We start from the raw sequence: 18,174 nt of genomic DNA on the forward strand, positions 1-18,174 counted from the left end.
AGGCGGTCCGTAGCGGAGCGATTCATTTGAATCTGGAGAAGCGTAGCGCTCGCCTTTGCCGGGGGATTCTTTCCTCTAAAGATTTCAAATCGTCCAAAGAATCCCCCTGCAACAGCGATCGTAAGATCAAATGAATCGCGGAGCGGTCTACCTCCTTATTGAACACTCATACTTTCCTTCTATACCACCACTTTATAGCTCATCGAATCCAGCAATGCCTTGGCGCGCTCCCAGTCCCGTTCTTGGCGGAAGGAAAGCCGCATAATACCAGGAACATCCTCCCGGCTTTCGATAATTTGCATATTGCTCAGGTTAATGTTACGATCCCCCAGCTCTGTTGCAATTCGGCCAATAATTCCCGGGGTATCTGGTACATCAATATACAGGTCAAACGTTGAGACGATAACACCTTTGCGGCGCTCCGGCAGTTCACTGCGGAAATGCCCCGCCGCCAAAAACTCGTCAGCGATTCCCTCTCCGTCTTGTATTCTTAGTAAATGGGTAAAACGCTCAATCTGCCCGTTCCACTCTTCCAGCAGGCCTAGCAAAACATCACGATTGCTCAACAAAATGTCCCGCCACACAATCGGATCACTAGAGGCTATCCGCGTAATATCACGGAACCCACCGGCAGCCAATGTGCGGTACAGCGGATTTTCGTCATTGTGCTTACGCACCTGATTCACCAACGCAGCTGCAATAATATGCGGAAGATGGCTGATCGCCCCGACAATGTCATCGTGCATGTCAGGCTGGACACGCACAACTTGGGCTCCTGTATATTTTAACAGACGCTCCAACGAGCTGTAGGCTTCCTCAGGCACACCCCCTTCCGGGGAAAGTACATAGTAGGCATTCTCAAACAGCAACGCAGAAGCAGCCTTCACACCGGAACGCTCTGAGCCGGCCATCGGATGGCCACCGATAAAATAAGCATTACGTAAAGAGATTTCCGACGCTTTTTTGGCAATCGACGATTTTGTGCTGCCTACATCGGTAATAATGCAACCCTCTTTAAGCGGCAGCCTGCTTAACAACTCCAGATAATGCTCCAGTAAGCCGACAGGTACGCATAAAAAAATAAAATCGGCATCCTCTGCCGCCTCTTCAACCGAAAGAGTCGCGGTATCCACGACACCACAGCTCAACATCGGCTCCATCAGTTCAGGGAGATGAGCGTGACCGACAACGGTAATGCCCGGCTTCCCTTTAAAGCAAAGTGCGAGGGACCCACCGATCAGTCCCACGCCGAAAACGGCAATCTTCATCAATTATCAAATCCCATCTGCGGAAATTATAGACGCGCTTTCGCCGCTTCCGCCCCCAGGACCTGTTCCAGCGCACGGATAAACCACTCATTTTGTGGCTGTGATCCAACCGACACCCTAATGTATGTCGGATATTTGTGATGACCAGCGCGAATAATCACGCCTTTACGAAGCAACTCCTGAAATACCTCACCCGACGGGCGATGTACATCCAGCATAATAAAATTACCATGTGCCGGAAAAAATTCTAGTCCAAGGCGATTTAACTCATTTTGCAAATAGGCTCTGCCCTCTGCGTTACGGTCACGGCATTCCCGCACAAAATCCTGATCTTCCAACGCCGCAATCGCCGCAGCCTGTGCTACACGTGAAGTATTGAACGGCTCACGAACCTGATTAATCAGGCGGATCGTTGCCGCAGCTCCCATACCGTATCCGATGCGAAGTGATGCCAGACCGTATATTTTAGAGAAGGTGCGCAATACAACCAGATTTTCATAGGCTGGCAACAAACGAATACCGTCTGGATACGCGCTGTCCGTCACAAACTCGGCATACGCCTCATCCAGCACGACCATAACATGCTTCGGCACCCGATCCAAAAATGCGATCAGCTCTGCTTCGGGTACAATCGTGCCAGTCGGGTTGTTCGGATTACAGACCCAGATTATTTTCGTACGATCGTTGATCTGAGACAACATGGCTTCCAGATCATGTACCCCGTCACGCAAAGGTACCTCAACAGCAACCGCTCCCTCAATCTCCACATTGCTCTTGTACACGGAGAAGGTCTGATCAGCCATGATGCTTTCTTCCCCGGGAAGAAGAAAAGCACGCGTAATCAACGCAATAATCTCGTCAGAGCCACAGCCATAAATAAACTGATCCTCTTTCAAGCCCGTATGTTTAGCCAGCGCCTGTGTTAAAGCTACCGCGCTGCCGTCAGGATATACACTAATGTTCGCAAATTCCTCCTGAATGGCCTGCAATACTTTGGGAGAGCTGCCGTACGGATTTTCATTCGAGGCGAGCTTGATCACTTCATCAAGTCCCAGTTCGTGCTTCACATCTTCAATCGGTTTACCGGGCTGATATATCGGCAAATGTACAATATGCGGTTTAGGTTGCATGCCCCTACCTCCTCTAATCCATTCAGAACTAAATTTGTTGCTTTCTATATTGACGCCAATTACTGCTTTAATTGTGCCACAAAATTGCGAATTTTCAAAAGTCCTTCTGCTCTTCGCGCAGAATCGTCCAGCAGCGGGATCGCTTCCTCCACCTGACGCACAATGGCACTTCCGACGACAACTCCATCGCAAATGTCCGAAAAACGGGTTACCTGCTCCCTAGTAGAGATACCGAACCCAACCGCTACCGGAATATCCGTATACCGTTTGACCTGCGCGATGAAGCCCTCTATACCCTCAAAAAAGGAAGCTCTTTCCCCGGTCACCCCAAGGGAGGTTACACAGTATACAAATCCGCGTGCTTGACGGACAATTCGTTCAATCCGTTGTTCAGAAGTTGGAGCAACCAACGGAATCAGATATACACCAACCTCTGCCGCCCTTCCTCCCAGTTCTTCTGCTTCCTCAAGCGGAAGATCGGGAATAATCAGGCCGCTGATGCCATGCTTCTGCAAACCTGCAAAGAAAGCATCCATGCCCATCTGCAACACAGGATTATAATACGTGAACAAAATAAAAGGCAGGCTTGATCCCGCCGCCCGGGCCAAAGAAGCCGTCTCCATACACGTGCGGATTGAGATTTGCCGTTTCAACGCACGCTCAGATGCACGCTGAATGACAGGTCCGTCAGCCAGCGGGTCCGAATATGGCACGCCCAGCTCCAATATATCCGCTCCGGCCAACTCCAGTTGTCGAATGATTTCTACCGTCGTGTCCACATCCGGATCGCCTACCGTCAGAAAAGGAATTAATGCCGTTTTGCCTTCATCTTTGAGACGTCCAAACACCTGATCAATTAAATTCATGACGGATTTCCTCCCAAATGCTTAATAATGGAGTCCACATCTTTGTCACCGCGACCCGACAAACAGATAACAATAATATCATCCGCCGTCAAGGTAGGTGCCAGTTTAACGACCTGCGCAACTGCATGTGCCGATTCCAATGCCGGAAGAATACCTTCCGTGCGGCATAACAATTGGAGAGCATCCAGCGCTTCCTGATCGGTAATCGGAACATATTTGGCCCGCTCAATATCTTTCAAATACGAATGCTCCGGCCCAACCCCCGGATAGTCCAATCCCGCCGAGATGGAATGTGCAGGCTGTACCTGTCCATATTCATCCTGAAGCAGATAGCTCATGGAGCCTTGGAAGACACCTTGCGTTCCCTTGCTCATCGTTGCTGCATGAAATTCCGTTTCCACGCCTTTTCCAGCCGCCTCGACGCCAAGCAAAGCAACCTCGTGATCCTCGATAAAAGGATAGAACATACCGATGGCATTACTTCCGCCACCGATCGCCGCTACCACGACATCTGGAAGCCTGCCTTCTTTTTCGAGAATTTGATGGCGGGTTTCGTCGCCAATGACACGCTGGAAGTTGCGCACCATCATTGGATACGGATGTGGTCCGACCGCCGAGCCCAAAATATAGAACGTATCATGGACATGGCTCACCCAATACCGCAAAGCTTCATTCCCGGCATCCTTGAGTGTACGTGTGCCTGATGTAACCGGAATGACCTCTGCACCCAATAGTTGCATACGGAATACATTTAGCTGCTGGCGTACGGTATCCTCTTCTCCCATAAACACCTTGCACTCCAGTCCGAGCAATGCCGCGACGGTCGCCGTCGCAACACCATGCTGACCTGCGCCTGTTTCGGCAATGACCTTCTGTTTGCCCATACGCTTCGCCAGCAGTCCCTGCGCCAACGCATTATTAATTTTGTGGGCTCCGGTATGGTTCAGATCTTCGCGTTTCAAGTAAATTTTAGCCTTGCCCAAATGCTGGCTCAGACGCTCCGCATAATAGAGCGGCGTTTCCCGGCCCGAATAATCCTTTAGCAGTCCGTTCAGCTCTGCGTTAAAATCAGGATCATCCGCATACTTCCGGTAGGATTCCTCCAATTCAATCAGTGCGTTCATCAACGTTTCCGGTACAAATCGTCCGCCAAATGTTCCAAAACGTCCGTTGTTATCAGGTAATTGTGTCATGCCTGCTTCACCCTTTCTACGAATGATGTGATTTTTGCAATGTCCTTGACTCCATCCGTCTCTACACCGCTGGACACATCCAGCCCTTCGGGATGATACTCGGTAACCAGCTTTTCTGCATTATCGGCAGTCAGCCCGCCGGCTACAAACAAAGGAATTCCATGTTGTTGGGTCCAAGCCTGATAGGCAGGAATCCGATCCCACGCAAACGTTTTGCCGGAGCCGCCACCATACAGGGGATCATATGTATCCAGCAGTAAAGCGTCTATCGTTCCGACATAAGCATCCAATTCGTCCGTCGGGCGTTCTGTCTGGCCCTTCACCGTCTGCCCTTTACTATCCACAGACCATGCCTTGAATACCTGTACGCCAAAATGCTCCCTGATCTCCCGGCAGCGTTGCGAACTCTCCTGACCATGCAGCTGAATGACGTCCAATGGTGCTTTCTCCATGACATCATTTAACAGTGCGTCATCAGGGTTCATAAATACGCCCACGCTGCGTGGTCTGCTACCTAGAGTCCATTCATCCAATACGCAAAGCAACTTTCCAGCCTGTGCGCCGTCAATCCGGCGCTTGCTGTCGGCAAACACAAAACCTATATAATCGACCGGTAAGTTTACCATAGATTTTAGCACTTCAACGCTTTGAAGTCCACAAATTTTCACGCCCGTTTTATTCATGCTTTAACCCCGTCCATCAAATCGACTACAGCCTGTCCTACATCATCCTTGCGCATCAGATGCTCTCCTACCAGGATGCCGTGTGCGCCTACCGAATGCAAATACTTTGCATCTTCGGGCCCGGCAATGCCGCTCTCACTGATGAACGTAACTCCTTTAGGAATAAGTGCGATCAACTCCTCTGTCGTCTGGAGGCGGGTCTCAAATGTCCGCAGATTTCGGTTGTTCACGCCAATCAAGGTAGCTGTCCCCAGATCCAGCACAGCTTTAAGCTCCTCACTATCATGCACCTCTACCAATGCGTCCAGTCCCAGGCTCTTGGCGATCTGTAAAAAAGACCCCAAAACACGTGGCTCCAGTATAGCCGCAATCAACAGCACCGCATCCGCTCCCAGCAGACGAGCTTCATAAATTTGCCGTTCATCAATGATAAAATCCTTGCGCAGCAGCGGAATCTTTACCTGTTCACGAATTTGGTGCAAATATTCAAGACTCCCCTGAAAGTACGTCATATCCGTCAGAACAGAAATGCAATCGGCTCCAGCTCCCTCATATGCCCGTGCAATGTCCACCGGATGAAAATCCGGTCGGATCAACCCTTTGGAGGGGGAAGCCTTCTTCACTTCGGCAATCAGTCCAAGTGGACGGTTGCGCCGCACAGCTATAGCATCCTCGAAACCTCTCGTCGCGGGTAAATCGGCAACCAATCGCTCGGCTTCACTGATTTGAAAATGCTCCTTAAGCTGCTCCACTTCTTGTCGCTTCGTCACTACAATTCGATCAAGATACATATTGGTATTCCCCCGTTGCCTGTATTAATTGATCCAGCTTGGACAGCGCCAGCCCTGAGTCAATAGCTTCCGCTGCCTGTACTACTCCATCCGTCAAGGTAGCTGCTGCGCCCGATACATAGATGCACGCGCCGGCATTCGCTAACACGACATCCCGATAAGCTCCGCGCTCCCCGTTCAAAATTCGACCGATAATGTCGGCGTTAACCTGCGAGTCTCCACCCAGCACTTCATCGAGACGGTGCGTCTGCAAACCCAGATCCGACGGGTTAAGTTCAAACGTATGAACCTGACCATCCTTCAGCTCAGATACCCGTGTCGGTGCTGAAATGCTGATTTCATCCAATCCGTCCAGACTGCTGACGACCATGGCCCGCTTGGAGCCGAGTCGATTCAGCACCTCAGCGATCACTTCCGTTTTTCCCGCGTCATAAATGCCCAACAACTGCCGATCCGCACCTGCCGGATTCGTCAAGGGACCGAGCATATTAAACACCGTTCGTACTCCAAGCTCCCGGCGTGGAGCAGCGGCATGCTTCATAGACGGATGGTACAGCTGCGCGAATAAAAAGCAGATGCCAATGCGATCCAGACACGACCGCGCCTGATCACTCGTCAAATGGATATTGACCCCGAGGGCCTCCAGCACATCGGCGCTCCCGGCACGTCCGCTTGCAGAACGATTGCCATGTTTCGCCACCCGCACAGACACCGAAGCCGCAATAATGGCGGAAATCGTGGAAATATTAAACTTGTGAATACCCGAGCCTCCGGTTCCGCATGTGTCCAGCAGATGGGTATCACCTTCTCCGGTTTGCACCGGACTGGCATAGCTGCGCATAGCTTCAGCAAATCCGGTGATTTCATCCACCGTCTCCCCCTTGATGCGCAGAGCCGTCAGCAGCCCACCAATTTGCGCCTGCGTGGCACTCCCATTCATAATCTGTTCCATCACGCTGCGGGCCTCCGTACGTGAAAGATGCTGTCCCTCAATGACCCGGCTTAACCCCACTTGCATAATATCATGTCGTTCCATCATCGTCTCCTCCTCAAAATCAGATTTTTGTATGTTATGGAGTGTACAAATAATCCTGGTTGATGACGCTGTTGTAGGGCTGTACCGTCGCAGGGAACATCGCTTCAGCCGTGCGGATCGCTTTCAGCAGCGCCTTGGCCTTGTTCACCGTCTCCTGGTACTCGCTTTCTGGAACCGAGTCCCACACAATCCCTGCACCCGCCTGAACATAGGCCCGGTTCTTTTTAAACACAATCGTACGAATCGTGATGCAAGCATCCATATTGCCCGAAAAGCCCAAATATCCGATGGCTCCTGCATACGGACCACGCGCTTCCCGCTCCAGCTCAGCAATAATCTCCATCGCCCGCAGCTTCGGAGCCCCCGATACCGTGCCCGCTGGCAGGCAGGACAGGAAAGCATCGAAGAAATCTTTATCCTCGCGCAGCTTACCCGATACATTGGATACAATGTGCATTACGTGAGAATAGCGTTCAATTTCCATAAACGTATCGCATTTGACCGTACCGAACTGAGATACACGTCCCAGATCATTTCTTCCCAAATCGACCAGCATCAGATGCTCGGCACGTTCTTTTTCATCCTTCAGCAGCTCTTCAGCGAGCGCTATATCTTCTGTCTCCGTCGCGCCACGCGGCCTCGTTCCAGCAATAGGACGGGTCTCCACCCGACCGTTTTCCACCTTGACGAGCGCCTCCGGCGAAGTGCCCACGATGATCTCGTCATCCATTTTCAAATAATACATATATGGAGACGGGTTCATCGTGCGCAGCACGCGGTATACCTGTAAAGGAGAGGCATCTGTATCAATGTGAAAGCGCTGGGACAGCACGACCTGAAAAATATCACCGGAGCGAATATATTCCTTCGCCTGCTCCACATTTGAAATAAACTGTTCCTTCGTTACATTCGATTGAATCTCACCCAGCTCCACATCGTCAGGAATGGAGGCTGCTGCCAATGTCTCTGGCGGTGTCTGCTTACGCAGGTACTGCGCCGTTGCCTCCAGCTTACGCTCCACCTCAGCATAAGCAGCGCGGATGTCCTCATCACGGAAGCCTTCGCCTACATGAACATTGCCAACCAGCAAAATTTGCTGTTTCATATGATCAAAGACAATAACTTGATCGCAGAACATAAAACGAATATCATCCATATTCAAATCATCTACTGGATGCTCTGGCAGTTTTTCATAGTATTGCAGCAGATCATATCCAAAAAATCCGATGGCCCCGCCTGTAAATGGGGGCATTTCTTTCAGTTTCGGGCTACGGTACTTGCGAAGCAACGCCTTGAGCGCTTCAAGCGGCTTGTCGTTTAATGTTTGTCGCTTACCATGCTGTTCCAGAATCAAACGGCCTTTTTTGCCGGAAACCATTAGGAACGGGTCCGTCCCGATGAATGAATGTCGCGCCCACTGCTCGCCTCCTACTACACTCTCCAGCAGAAAGGCCCGGTCCCGCTCAGCGTACCGACGGAAAATCCGAATCGGCGTCTCCATATCGGCAAGCACTTTTTTGTACACAGGAATCAGGTTAAATTCATTTGCCATCGTTATCACTTGCTCCACATGCGGCATTAACATGAGATCACTTCCTTTCCAAATTAGCGCAGAACCCAAAGGAGAGAATATAAAAAAGCCTCCACCCGGAAGGTAGAGGCTGTCAGTTATTGAAATTATAAGAATGCTGCCATATGCAAAATGACTACAGCAAATATACAAAGTATACACTCATCCCTTTGCATAACCTGGGTTACTTCAAATAAGCCTCTCCGTCTAGGAAGGTTCTCCGTGGACAAAAGCTTACCCGCTACCGCTGATCTCTGTAATCCTCATATGGAATTGGCTCAACTACACTCTTCTCATCTCAACTCTGGCTCTGGCTAACTCTACTCAACTCTGCTACACACACTATATCTCATACGATGTTACTTTGGCAACCATCCACTTTAAAAACGGGCGATTATTTTCCTTGGGAAGCCAAATCCGGTCTTAGCGCCTGCGCTCCGTTCAAATATACATGTTTAATTTCCCGCTGTGTTTTAATGGTATTCACCTGTACCATCAAACGGATGCATTTCGGCAAGCCGTCCTCTACAGGAATTTCTAACGAACACATAAGCGGAACCATATCCCAGCCGTCAAGCTTGCGGATCGCCTTCGCCGGGAAGGTAGCATTCAGATCGTGGGTCACCGTAATCCATACGTTGCTAATATCCTCCGGCTGCACTTCATTGCAGGAAACAATTTCCTCTAATAGTAGGCATGTGGCTTCCAAAATTTCGTTTTCTTCATTGTTCGCTACGGTCGTCGCCCCACGAATTCCACGATTGTACATCGTTACGCCTCCTCTTTTAGCTGTTCAATTACTTGTCGGATGTAAGAGACGGAAATATCTTTCACTACTTCCACGCGCCCGATGCTGCGTGGGACAACAAAAGTAATACTACCTTCCTTAAACTTTTTGTCATGCATCATCGCATCCAGCAGACGATCTGTTTCGAGATGAGCGGGAAGAGAAGTCGGTAGACGAAGGGAAGCTAGCATATCCCTCGTTTCTGTTACCAAAGAAGGATCTGCCCCCAGCTTCACACCCAGAAGTGCAGAGCCGACCATACCAATAGAAATCGCTTCCCCGTGTAAAAACTCACCATACCCCGCAATCGCCTCTATCGCATGACCAATGGTGTGACCGAGGTTTAGAATAGCGCGTAAATCGTTTTCACGTTCATCGCGCGACACCACTTCGGCTTTCACAGAACAGCCCTTCTCCAGACCGTACTCCAGGGCTGTCGCGTCCAAAGCCAGCAAATCAGCCGCATGATCGCGGCACCAGTGGGCAAATTCAGCATCCCAGATCAAACCATGCTTGATCATTTCAGACAGCCCGGCAGATACCTCGCGCGGAGGCAATGTAGACAACGTATCCACGTCATACAGCACAAGTTCCGGCTGATGGAAGGCTCCAATCATATTTTTTGCCAAAGGGTGATTGATGCCAACCTTGCCACCTACGCTGCTGTCATGCGCAAGGATTGTAGTTGGAATCTGTACGAACTTGACGCCTCTCATAAAAGAAGCCGCCACAAATCCCGCCAGATCGCCCACTACACCACCACCAAGCGCGATGACAGCTGAATGGCGGTCCAAACCGCCCTCGATAGCTGCTGTAATCACCTGCTCATACACAGCAAGCGATTTGGACTTTTCACCCGGCTTGACGACAAAGGATAAAGTCTTGTAGCCCGACTCCTGAAGCTTGCTCTCCAATGTCGTCAAGTAAAATTCCGCTACATTTTCATCAGAGACAATCAACAATGGACTTTTTTTCGTGATTCCTCGTTCCTTCAAAAACTCTCCGGCCCGATGCAGCAGCCCTCGCCCGATATGAATGGGATAGGAACGTTCTCCAAGTTGTACCGTCAGCGTACTCATCTTAGTACTGTTCCAGTTGTGCTTCGTAGGATGCAATGTTCGCACGGATCTCTTCAATGGAATCGCCGCCGAATTTTTCAAGCAAAGCCTTGGCAATCTCCCAGGCTACAACATGCTCCATAACCACACTTGCCGCGGGTACGGCACATGCATCCGAACGCTCAACCTGAGCGGTGAACGCTTCCTTCGTATCAATATCCACGCTTTGCAGCGGCTTGTACAGCGTCGGGATCGGCTTCATCACGCCACGAACCACGACAGGCATTCCGTTTGTCATACCACCCTCGAAACCGCCCAAACGATTGGTACGGCGATGATATCCACGTTCGTCATCATGTAAAATTTCATCATGCACCTGCGAACCACGCAGTTCTCCAGCTTCAAAGCCGATACCGATTTCCACGCCTTTGAACGCATTAATGGACATGACTCCCTGGGCAATGCGTGCATCCAGCTTCCGATCATACTGTACATGACTGCCCAGACCGATCGGAACACCTTCCACAATACATTCCACTACGCCACCAACCGAATCGCCTTCTTGCTTGATCAGGTCAATGTAGGCTTCCATTTTCTTTTCCGTTTCCGGATCGGTCACTCTCACCGAAGATGCTTCTGTCACGGCGATCAGCTCGTCAATCGGCAACTCGCGGTAAGGTGCATCGATTTCCCCAATGCGGATAACCTGACCTGCCACCTTAATTCCGAACTCCGCCAGCAATTGACGGGCCAAACCGCCGCATGCGACACGAATTGCCGTTTCACGGGCACTAGAACGTTCCAACACGTTGCGCAGATCCTTTAGGTTGTATTTCAGTCCGCCATTCAGATCTGCATGACCCGGACGCGGACGGTGAACCCGGCGCTTTTCCTCGTCACTGCCTTCGATGGGCTCAATATTCATAATATTCTGCCAATGCTTCCAATCGTTGTTTTCCACAATCAGGGCAATCGGCGCACCTGTGGTATACCCGTGACGAACGCCTCCGGCAATGTTGGCTGTATCCTTTTCAATCTGCATACGCCGACCCCGTCCATACCCTTTCTGACGACGATGTAGCTGAAAATTCAATTCTTCAAAATCCAATTTTAAATTGCTCGGCATGCCCTCTACAATCGCAGTAAGCTGGGGGCCATGCGTTTCCCCCGCGGTTAAGTAACGTAAACTCATGACGCGTTCCCCCTTTAAACTGTTAAACTGTGCATCGCTAAAATCTTTAACTTTGCTTCATTATAGTATACGCACTTTTCTTTGACAAGAAAAGCCACGGGTGTCCAGTTAAACAAAACACGCCCTTCGGACAAAGCCAAAGGACGTGCGCTCCTGAAAAGCCAATAGCCAACGTAATCATTGTTAGAACACAACTAGCTACGAACAATGGGCTATCTGTTCAGGCTTATGCTTTTTTACGATAAAAAAAGGTTTCCGTCGATTCCAGACCATATTGGTTTGGAGAAAAAATTTGCTCTGTACTGCCGACAAACAGTACGCCGCCGGGGCGAAGACTGGCTGCAAACTTCTGGTACAGCTTATGCTTGGCCTCTTCCGTAAAATAAATCATGACATTACGGCAGATAATGAGGTCGTAGCCATCCTCAAACCGATCCAGCAGCAAATTTTGCTTTTGAAATTTCACAGCCTGCTTCAAACGGTCATCAATTCGATACATCGCACCATCCGGCTTGAAATACTTACTGGCTACCTGTTCAGGCACATCCTTGAGCGAACGCTCCAAATATCTGCCTTCCTTGGCCTTAGCCAGTGCGCCGTCATCAATGTCAGAAGCCGTAATGGAGCAATTCCCCAAAATTCCCTTGCCGTCCAGCACCATAGCCAAGCTGTACGGCTCCTCGCCAGTCGAGCAGGCCGCACTCCACAGCTTGAGCTTCTGCTTACCCGAAAGCAGCTGTGGCAAAATCGTATCCCGCAGCACTTCCCACCGGTTGGGATTACGCCAAAACTCTGAAACATTGATCGTCATCCGATCCAGAAATTCATAGAACAAGGGCTTTTCTTTCATCATGGCATCATAAAAAGAAACAAAACTGGGAAACCCGTTTTTGTTACGAAGCGTCGTTAACCGCCTTTTCATCTGTGCTTCCTTGTATTGTGCAAGATCAATACCTGTGCTGTCCTTGATTTTGCGGATAAACGCTGTGTAATCGGGGTCCGTCCGACCCAGTTCCATATCCGTCATGCTACCATCCTTCTCACAAAAAATTAATCTTACACCCAGGTCGCCACACTTTTTTCATACCGAACGGATTCCTCCGGCGTGAAAAAATTCGCAATCTCGCGCTCCGCACTCTCCGGTGAATCTGAACCGTGAATGAGGTTAAACGGTGTATGTGCAGCAAAGTCTCCCCGGATCGTGCCCGGAAGAGCCTCTGTCACTTGTGTTTTACCAATCAGCAGGCGGGACAGGGTAACGATGTTATCTCCTTCCCAAACCATGCCGAATACAGGGCCAGAAGTGATAAAGTCAACAAGTTCTTCAAAAAAGGGCTTGCCCACATGCTCCGCATAATGCAGTTCCGCCTGTTCTCTAGATACCTGCACAAGTTTGCCAGCCGTCATTTTGAAGCCTTTGTCTTCCAGGCGACTAATAATACGTCCAATTAGTCCGCGTTGTACTCCATCCGGTTTAACCATCAAAAACGTACGATCCATCGGCTCACTCCCAATCCAATCTAATGTATTTATACAGTACTAAGCTGTATTGTAACAAAAGCTTGGAAACGATTAAAGTATTTTGTCACAGCAAGCCCAAAACACAACTTTAGTAGGAGCGGCGGGTCACAAAATGAGCAATATCGCGCAGCGTCTTTTTCGTTTTGACATCTGGCAGTAAGTCCAGCGCGTGTAGCGCTTTTTTAATATATCGGTCGGCGAGAATTTCCGCTTTAGCGATTCCTTCACTTTTTTTAATCATATCCACCGCTTTGCGTGCATCTCCCTGCCCGTCCCCAGCCTGAATACGGCCGATTTCAGCCAATAGATCGTCGCGCAGCTCAGACTGTCCAAGCGCATAAATAACCGGAAGCGTAATATTACCCTGCCTCATATCACTGCCCGGTGGCTTGCCAATCTTTTTTTCCGTGCCACACAGATCAAGCAAATCATCCTGAATTTGAAAAGCCATACCCACATTGTAGCCATAGGTATACAAGAGGGAATTTACTCTTTCCCGCGCACCCGCAGCCATAGCTCCCAGTTGGCAGCTGACCGCAATCAACAATGCCGTTTTGCGACGTATGCGAAGCAAATAATTACGTACACTCTGATCCACATTAAAAAAATCGCGGATTTGTTCCATTTCACCGATGGACATTTGCACCAGCGCCTTGGACAGCACCCGATGAATGTCCGGATTCGGCAGTTCTGCGGCTATTGAAAGCGCACGTGCATATATGTAGTCTCCGGTGTACATGGCCACCCGATTGTCCCATTTGGACTTCACGGTTGGCTGGCCGCGTCTCATCTCTGCATCGTCAATCACATCATCATGAACGAGGGAAGCAGAATGAATCAGTTCCAGCGGTACCGCTATGCGTTTGAGCTTGTCCAGATTGTATTCCCCAAACTTGCCCCCCAGAAGCACAAATACCGGCCGCAAACGCTTGCCTCCCGCCTTGAGCAGATGAAGCGACGTATCATTAATCAACGCCTCCGTGCTGTCGATGCTGCGGTACAGCTCTTCTTCTATGAAGTTCATATCCTTCTTTAATAAACCGAACAAATCCAATCGTTTCATTCTTTCACCCGTGTCAGCGTATTGTCACTCCAGAGAAGCGGCTTCACTCGTCGGTCAAGCAGCCCCAGTTCATGCGCATACTGAAAATAAAGCTCTAAACCCTTTTGTTCCTTGTCTCCAAAATCATAACACAGATTAGTAAAGTAGCGCTCCCAATAATCCTGCAGGCCTCCAATTTCCTTGCAGGCTTCGGAAATAACAGACGTCAGATCAGACAAGCTGCGCTGCTTGCTTACACGAAACGCATTCGCTACTTCAGCCACCGCATCAGGATTCTGTTTGGCAAAAACACGGCGTACTGCCCATACGGCAAAGGTCATACTGTACCCTGTCCAGCGTTTCCACTCTTCTCCGAGATCCGTAACGTACAGACCATCACGCCGCCAGGATGCCTTGATCGCGTGATCTCCAATCAACAGCCCCGCATCCGCCTGCTCCAGCATCAAATCCAGATCCGGCTCACAGTCGAAATAGGAAGGTTGGCCTTCCCACGCCTTCTGCATCAAAATTTTCAACAAATTCACGGATGTAGCGGACGTATTCGTCAACGCAATCGTTCCGTTTTTAATTTCATCCAGCGGCTTGCGTGAGAACAGCAGAATGGATTGCACAGGACCGTCCGCACTGACAGACAGATCCGGCAACAGCAGCATATCCTCGGCACCGGATGCATAAGCAAAGGAGGACATCGCGCTGATATCCAGATCTCCTTGTAGCATACTACGGTTCAGTTCCGCCGGGACTTTAGAAACCAGTTCCGCCGGATAGAGAAGCTGTGAAGGATTAAAATAATGAAAAATGGGCCAAGCATTTGTATATTTAATTTTTCCGATTGTGATTGTCTTGGTGTCCGGTGTCGGCATCGGAATCCCCCCATCTCGTAAACAGTTGATGTTCGATCCGCAAGCTGTCCAATACTTTGCCTACGAGGAACAGTACGATATCATCCAGCGTCTTCGGATGAAAGTAAAAAGCCGGCATAGCAGGAATCATTTTGACCCCGAGCCTTGCAAGCTTAAGCATATTTTCCAAATGAATGGCATGCAGCGGCGTCTCACGAGGCACTAGAATTAGCGGACGGCCTTCCTTCATCATCACATCTGCTGCTCGCGCCATGAGATTATCGGACGATCCGTGCGCCACTGCGGACAACGTGCCCATCGAGCAGGGCATGATGACCATCGCGTCCACCAGGTAAGAGCCACTCGCAATCGAAGCGCCAATATCCGTGAACGGATGGTATACAAGAGAACCGGGACGGCCCCCGAATTTGTCATTCAGAGCCCCCTCCCGGTCAGTTACGTTCCAGCCTAATTCCTCTTTCAGTACCCGCCAGCCGGCGTTGGAAACAATCAGGTGAACTGTGTACTGCAAATCCAGCAGTGCTTCTACCAGCCGTACTCCATAAATGCTTCCGCTCGCGCCTGTAATGCCAATAACGATTCGTTTGCCTTGATGGTTGCTCACCTGATTATGATTCATAAGTATTGACGCACCACCAAATCAACCAGTGTAAAAGTAAATACGACCATGCTCAGTACACCGTTCATCGTAAAGAACGCCGTCTGCAAACGACTCAGGTCCTTCGGAGATACGATATAGTGCTCATAGAATAAGATAATGTACGAAATAATCATGCCCGCCAGATACCACCAGCTTAAATCTGTAATAAAGAACAGCACACTAAATCCGATCGCCGTAATGACATGGAATGCCCGGGCGATGTTGAGCGCACCTGCTACACCAAAGCGGGCAGGAATGGAATAAACACCCTCATTCTGGTCAAAATCAATATCCTGACAAGCATATATAATGTCAAATCCAGCCGTCCAAAATGCAATCGTGAGATATAATACGATAGCGGTTAAATCGATTTGCCCCGTCACTGCAACCCACGCGCCCAGCGGCGCCAATCCAATTGTCAGACCGAGTACGATGTGGCAAAGCCAGGTAAAACGCTTGGTGTAAGAGTAAAAAACCAGCATAAAAAAGGCCAGTGGGAACAGCTTGAACGCCAGCGGACTTAGCTTGAACGATGCCCAGAACAACAGCACCAAACTGACAATAATGAAAATCACCACTTCGCTCGACTTGAGCAGCCCCGCCGGGATGGCACGTCCTGCCGTACGCGGATTTTTCCCGTCAATCACACGGTCGATCATGCGGTTGAATCCGAAAGCAGCGCTGCGTGCGCCGACCATAGCCAGCAAGATCCATCCGATCTGCGACCATGAAGGAAACGTGCCTGTCACGACAACTGACCCTAATACAGCCCCCATAAATGCAAATGGGAGCGCAAATAACGTATGTTCAATTTTAATCATTTCCAAAAAAATAGCAATTTTCTTAAACATGCTGACTCTCCTTGATTCCAATATGCAGTGCCGCAATGCCTCCAGTAAGAGAATGAGCCTGTACATCCTTTAATCCGACTTCACGGAAGATGCCAGCCAGCTCATCCCTTCCCGGAAAAAGCGCCAACGAATCAGGGAGCCATTTGTATTGCTCATAACGTTTGGCGAACAATTTGCCGAGCATGGGCAAGATGTGTTTAAAGTATACGTAGTAAATTCCCTTGAACGGCTGCCATGTAGGCTTGGACAGTTCCAGACATACGACCTGCCCGCCTGGTTTGACGACACGCTGCATTTCCTGTAACACGCGGCGCAGATCAGGCACATTACGTAGACCGAAGCCAATCGTTGCGTAGTCAAAAGAATTGTCTTCAAAAGGCAGCTCCATCGCGTTGCCCTGAACAAGCTTAATTTGCTTTTCACGGACTTCCGATGCAATCTTGCGCTCGCCTACATTCAGCATGTTCTGGCTAAAATCCAGCCCTACGATGTGACCACTTTCACTTGCACGCGCCATCGCGAGCGTCCAGTCACACGTACCACAGCAAAGGTCGATTGCCGTATCCCCGTGGTGCATGTTCATTTCTTTCATCGTAAATTTACGCCAAGCCTTATGTCTGCGAAAGCTCAGTATATCGTTCATCAAGTCGTATTTACCTGCGATGCTTTCAAACACGCCATGAACGAACTGCTCTTTCGGCTTGGTGTCGTTTGATCCCATGACGTTCACCTAACCTTCCCTTACAACCGGGTGTGGACTATTCAGCAGCTTCTGGAAAGGTTCCAGCATGCGTTCGAATTCCTCGATCCCCGTATTTTGATCATCTGACAGGATCTGCCGGATGTGTGTAATAGCCGTGCGGAGCTTATCCAGTAACGCTTCCTCGGCTTTGTACTTCAGAACAAGCTTGCGCCATGCATCGATGTCTGGACCACTCTCTGACAGCAGCTCCCGTTCGTTATAGTCACCATTACCGTAAACATGCCAAAACATATATCCGAAACGGGACTTATCCGGTTCTCCACGTTTGTCCCATTCCTCTGCCAGCGTATCACAGAGGGCAAATTCGTTGAGAAGCTGTTCCCAAACTTCCCTATCTTGTTCTGCCACAAGTGAAGTAAAGGATAGAAAAAGCTCCTTTTTAAAACGAACCATTTGAGTTAAATACTGTGCCGCATTTAGGCGGAGATGCTTCATTTCCCAATACAGGCTCATTTTACCGGCATTTACTTCACACACGGCATCACTCAGCTTCGAAATGGCTGTGATGCGACCTGCCAATGCAAGTAGCTGATAAAAGCGGCTACTAAAATAGTCCCCGGCTAACACTTTCAGCTGTCTGGAACGCATTTCCTCCGGACTCCGTATTCCGGATAAAGTATCAATCATATCATGCGTATCCAGCCCCATCTGCACGAGTGAGGTAACCAGTGCGTACAGTTCATCCTCACTTGCATGTAGCTCCTTCGCATTCCGGTTCAAAAACATAAACAACAGACGGGTACGACTGTAAGGAAAAGCCGGCATTTCCGTATGTTGTTGAATCATGTCGTATTCCACATATTTCCTTGCTAATTGGGGTACGCGATACGGTTTCATCCTAAGCCTCCGAGCCATGACTTTCTGGTGTACTCAAATAATTGCAATGCCTTATATTCTAT

At 49.7% G+C, this 18,174-nt stretch carries 19 protein-coding genes; all 19 read right to left on the bottom strand.

Annotated elements, in window-relative coordinates; all coding sequences use genetic code 11:
- Nucleotides 1-179 precede the first annotated feature (179 nt).
- The 19 genes from ACWGOO_RS09375 to ACWGOO_RS09465 all read right to left on the bottom strand — a co-directional run bounded on the left by ACWGOO_RS09375 (nt 180) and on the right by ACWGOO_RS09465 (nt 18,112).
- Nucleotides 180-1,268 carry a prephenate dehydrogenase gene (locus tag ACWGOO_RS09375; RefSeq protein WP_452482744.1) on the bottom strand — a complete coding sequence of 363 codons (1,089 nt, stop codon included), beginning with the start codon at nt 1,266-1,268 and terminating at the stop codon, nt 180-182.
- Between the two features lie 26 nt (nt 1,269-1,294).
- Nucleotides 1,295-2,398, bottom strand: a complete 1,104-nt coding sequence (hisC, locus tag ACWGOO_RS09380; RefSeq protein ID WP_452482746.1) for a histidinol-phosphate transaminase — start codon at nt 2,396-2,398, stop codon at nt 1,295-1,297.
- Nucleotides 2,399-2,457: 59 nt separating this feature from the next.
- Entirely contained in the window at nt 2,458-3,264 is an 807-nt protein-coding gene (gene trpA / locus ACWGOO_RS09385) for a tryptophan synthase subunit alpha (RefSeq protein ID WP_452482748.1), read from the bottom strand.
- On the bottom strand, nt 3,261-4,457 hold the full coding sequence (trpB, locus tag ACWGOO_RS09390) for a tryptophan synthase subunit beta (RefSeq protein WP_452482749.1): 1,197 nt from the start codon (nt 4,455-4,457) through the stop codon (nt 3,261-3,263). Before trpB ends, trpA begins: the two co-directional genes overlap by 4 nt.
- Nucleotides 4,454-5,140 (bottom strand): phosphoribosylanthranilate isomerase, encoded by a 687-nt coding sequence (locus ACWGOO_RS09395; protein WP_452482751.1) that lies wholly within the window; start codon nt 5,138-5,140, stop codon nt 4,454-4,456. Before ACWGOO_RS09395 ends, trpB begins: the two co-directional genes overlap by 4 nt.
- Nucleotides 5,137-5,931, bottom strand: coding sequence for an indole-3-glycerol phosphate synthase TrpC (gene trpC / locus ACWGOO_RS09400; protein WP_452482753.1), 795 nt, complete (start codon nt 5,929-5,931; stop codon nt 5,137-5,139). Before trpC ends, ACWGOO_RS09395 begins: the two co-directional genes overlap by 4 nt.
- The gene (gene trpD / locus ACWGOO_RS09405) at nt 5,921-6,967 is read right to left on the bottom strand and encodes an anthranilate phosphoribosyltransferase (RefSeq protein ID WP_452482755.1); all 1,047 of its coding nucleotides are present in this window, start codon (nt 6,965-6,967) and stop codon (nt 5,921-5,923) included. The genes trpC and trpD overlap by 11 nt, the downstream gene beginning before the upstream one ends.
- A gap of 34 nt (nt 6,968-7,001) precedes the next feature.
- Nucleotides 7,002-8,552: an anthranilate synthase component I gene (gene trpE / locus ACWGOO_RS09410; RefSeq protein WP_452482757.1), complete on the bottom strand. Its 1,551-nt coding sequence runs from the start codon at nt 8,550-8,552 to the stop codon at nt 7,002-7,004.
- Between the two features lie 379 nt (nt 8,553-8,931).
- Complete coding sequence (gene aroH / locus ACWGOO_RS09415; RefSeq protein WP_452482759.1) at nt 8,932-9,306, bottom strand: chorismate mutase; 375 nt, start codon at nt 9,304-9,306, stop codon at nt 8,932-8,934.
- Nucleotides 9,307-9,308: 2 nt separating this feature from the next.
- Nucleotides 9,309-10,403 carry a 3-dehydroquinate synthase gene (aroB, locus tag ACWGOO_RS09420; protein WP_452482761.1) on the bottom strand — a complete coding sequence of 365 codons (1,095 nt, stop codon included), beginning with the start codon at nt 10,401-10,403 and terminating at the stop codon, nt 9,309-9,311.
- 1 nt (nt 10,404) lies between these two features.
- Nucleotides 10,405-11,574: a chorismate synthase gene (gene aroC / locus ACWGOO_RS09425; protein WP_452482763.1), complete on the bottom strand. Its 1,170-nt coding sequence runs from the start codon at nt 11,572-11,574 to the stop codon at nt 10,405-10,407.
- Nucleotides 11,575-11,800: 226 nt separating this feature from the next.
- A complete protein-coding gene (locus ACWGOO_RS09430) occupies nt 11,801-12,601 on the bottom strand; it encodes a CheR family methyltransferase (RefSeq protein WP_452482765.1) in 801 nt (266 codons plus the stop codon).
- Between the two features lie 29 nt (nt 12,602-12,630).
- A complete protein-coding gene (gene ndk, locus ACWGOO_RS09435; protein WP_452482767.1) occupies nt 12,631-13,074 on the bottom strand; it encodes a nucleoside-diphosphate kinase in 444 nt (147 codons plus the stop codon).
- Nucleotides 13,075-13,183: 109 nt separating this feature from the next.
- On the bottom strand, nt 13,184-14,158 hold the full coding sequence (locus ACWGOO_RS09440; RefSeq protein WP_452482769.1) for a polyprenyl synthetase family protein: 975 nt from the start codon (nt 14,156-14,158) through the stop codon (nt 13,184-13,186).
- Nucleotides 14,155-15,021, bottom strand: a complete 867-nt coding sequence (locus ACWGOO_RS09445; RefSeq protein ID WP_452482771.1) for a menaquinone biosynthetic enzyme MqnA/MqnD family protein — start codon at nt 15,019-15,021, stop codon at nt 14,155-14,157. The genes ACWGOO_RS09440 and ACWGOO_RS09445 overlap by 4 nt, the downstream gene beginning before the upstream one ends.
- Nucleotides 14,978-15,640, bottom strand: coding sequence for a UbiX family flavin prenyltransferase (locus tag ACWGOO_RS09450; RefSeq protein ID WP_452482773.1), 663 nt, complete (start codon nt 15,638-15,640; stop codon nt 14,978-14,980). Before ACWGOO_RS09450 ends, ACWGOO_RS09445 begins: the two co-directional genes overlap by 44 nt.
- Entirely contained in the window at nt 15,637-16,512 is an 876-nt protein-coding gene (locus ACWGOO_RS09455) for a UbiA-like polyprenyltransferase (protein ID WP_452482775.1), read from the bottom strand. The genes ACWGOO_RS09450 and ACWGOO_RS09455 overlap by 4 nt, the downstream gene beginning before the upstream one ends.
- Nucleotides 16,505-17,233: a demethylmenaquinone methyltransferase gene (locus ACWGOO_RS09460; protein WP_452482777.1), complete on the bottom strand. Its 729-nt coding sequence runs from the start codon at nt 17,231-17,233 to the stop codon at nt 16,505-16,507. Before ACWGOO_RS09460 ends, ACWGOO_RS09455 begins: the two co-directional genes overlap by 8 nt.
- A 9-nt stretch (nt 17,234-17,242) precedes the next feature.
- The gene (locus tag ACWGOO_RS09465; RefSeq protein ID WP_452482779.1) at nt 17,243-18,112 is read right to left on the bottom strand and encodes a heptaprenyl diphosphate synthase component 1; all 870 of its coding nucleotides are present in this window, start codon (nt 18,110-18,112) and stop codon (nt 17,243-17,245) included.
- Nucleotides 18,113-18,174: the final 62 nt, after the last annotated feature.

This window comes from Paenibacillus sp. NPDC055715, assembly GCF_053617595.1.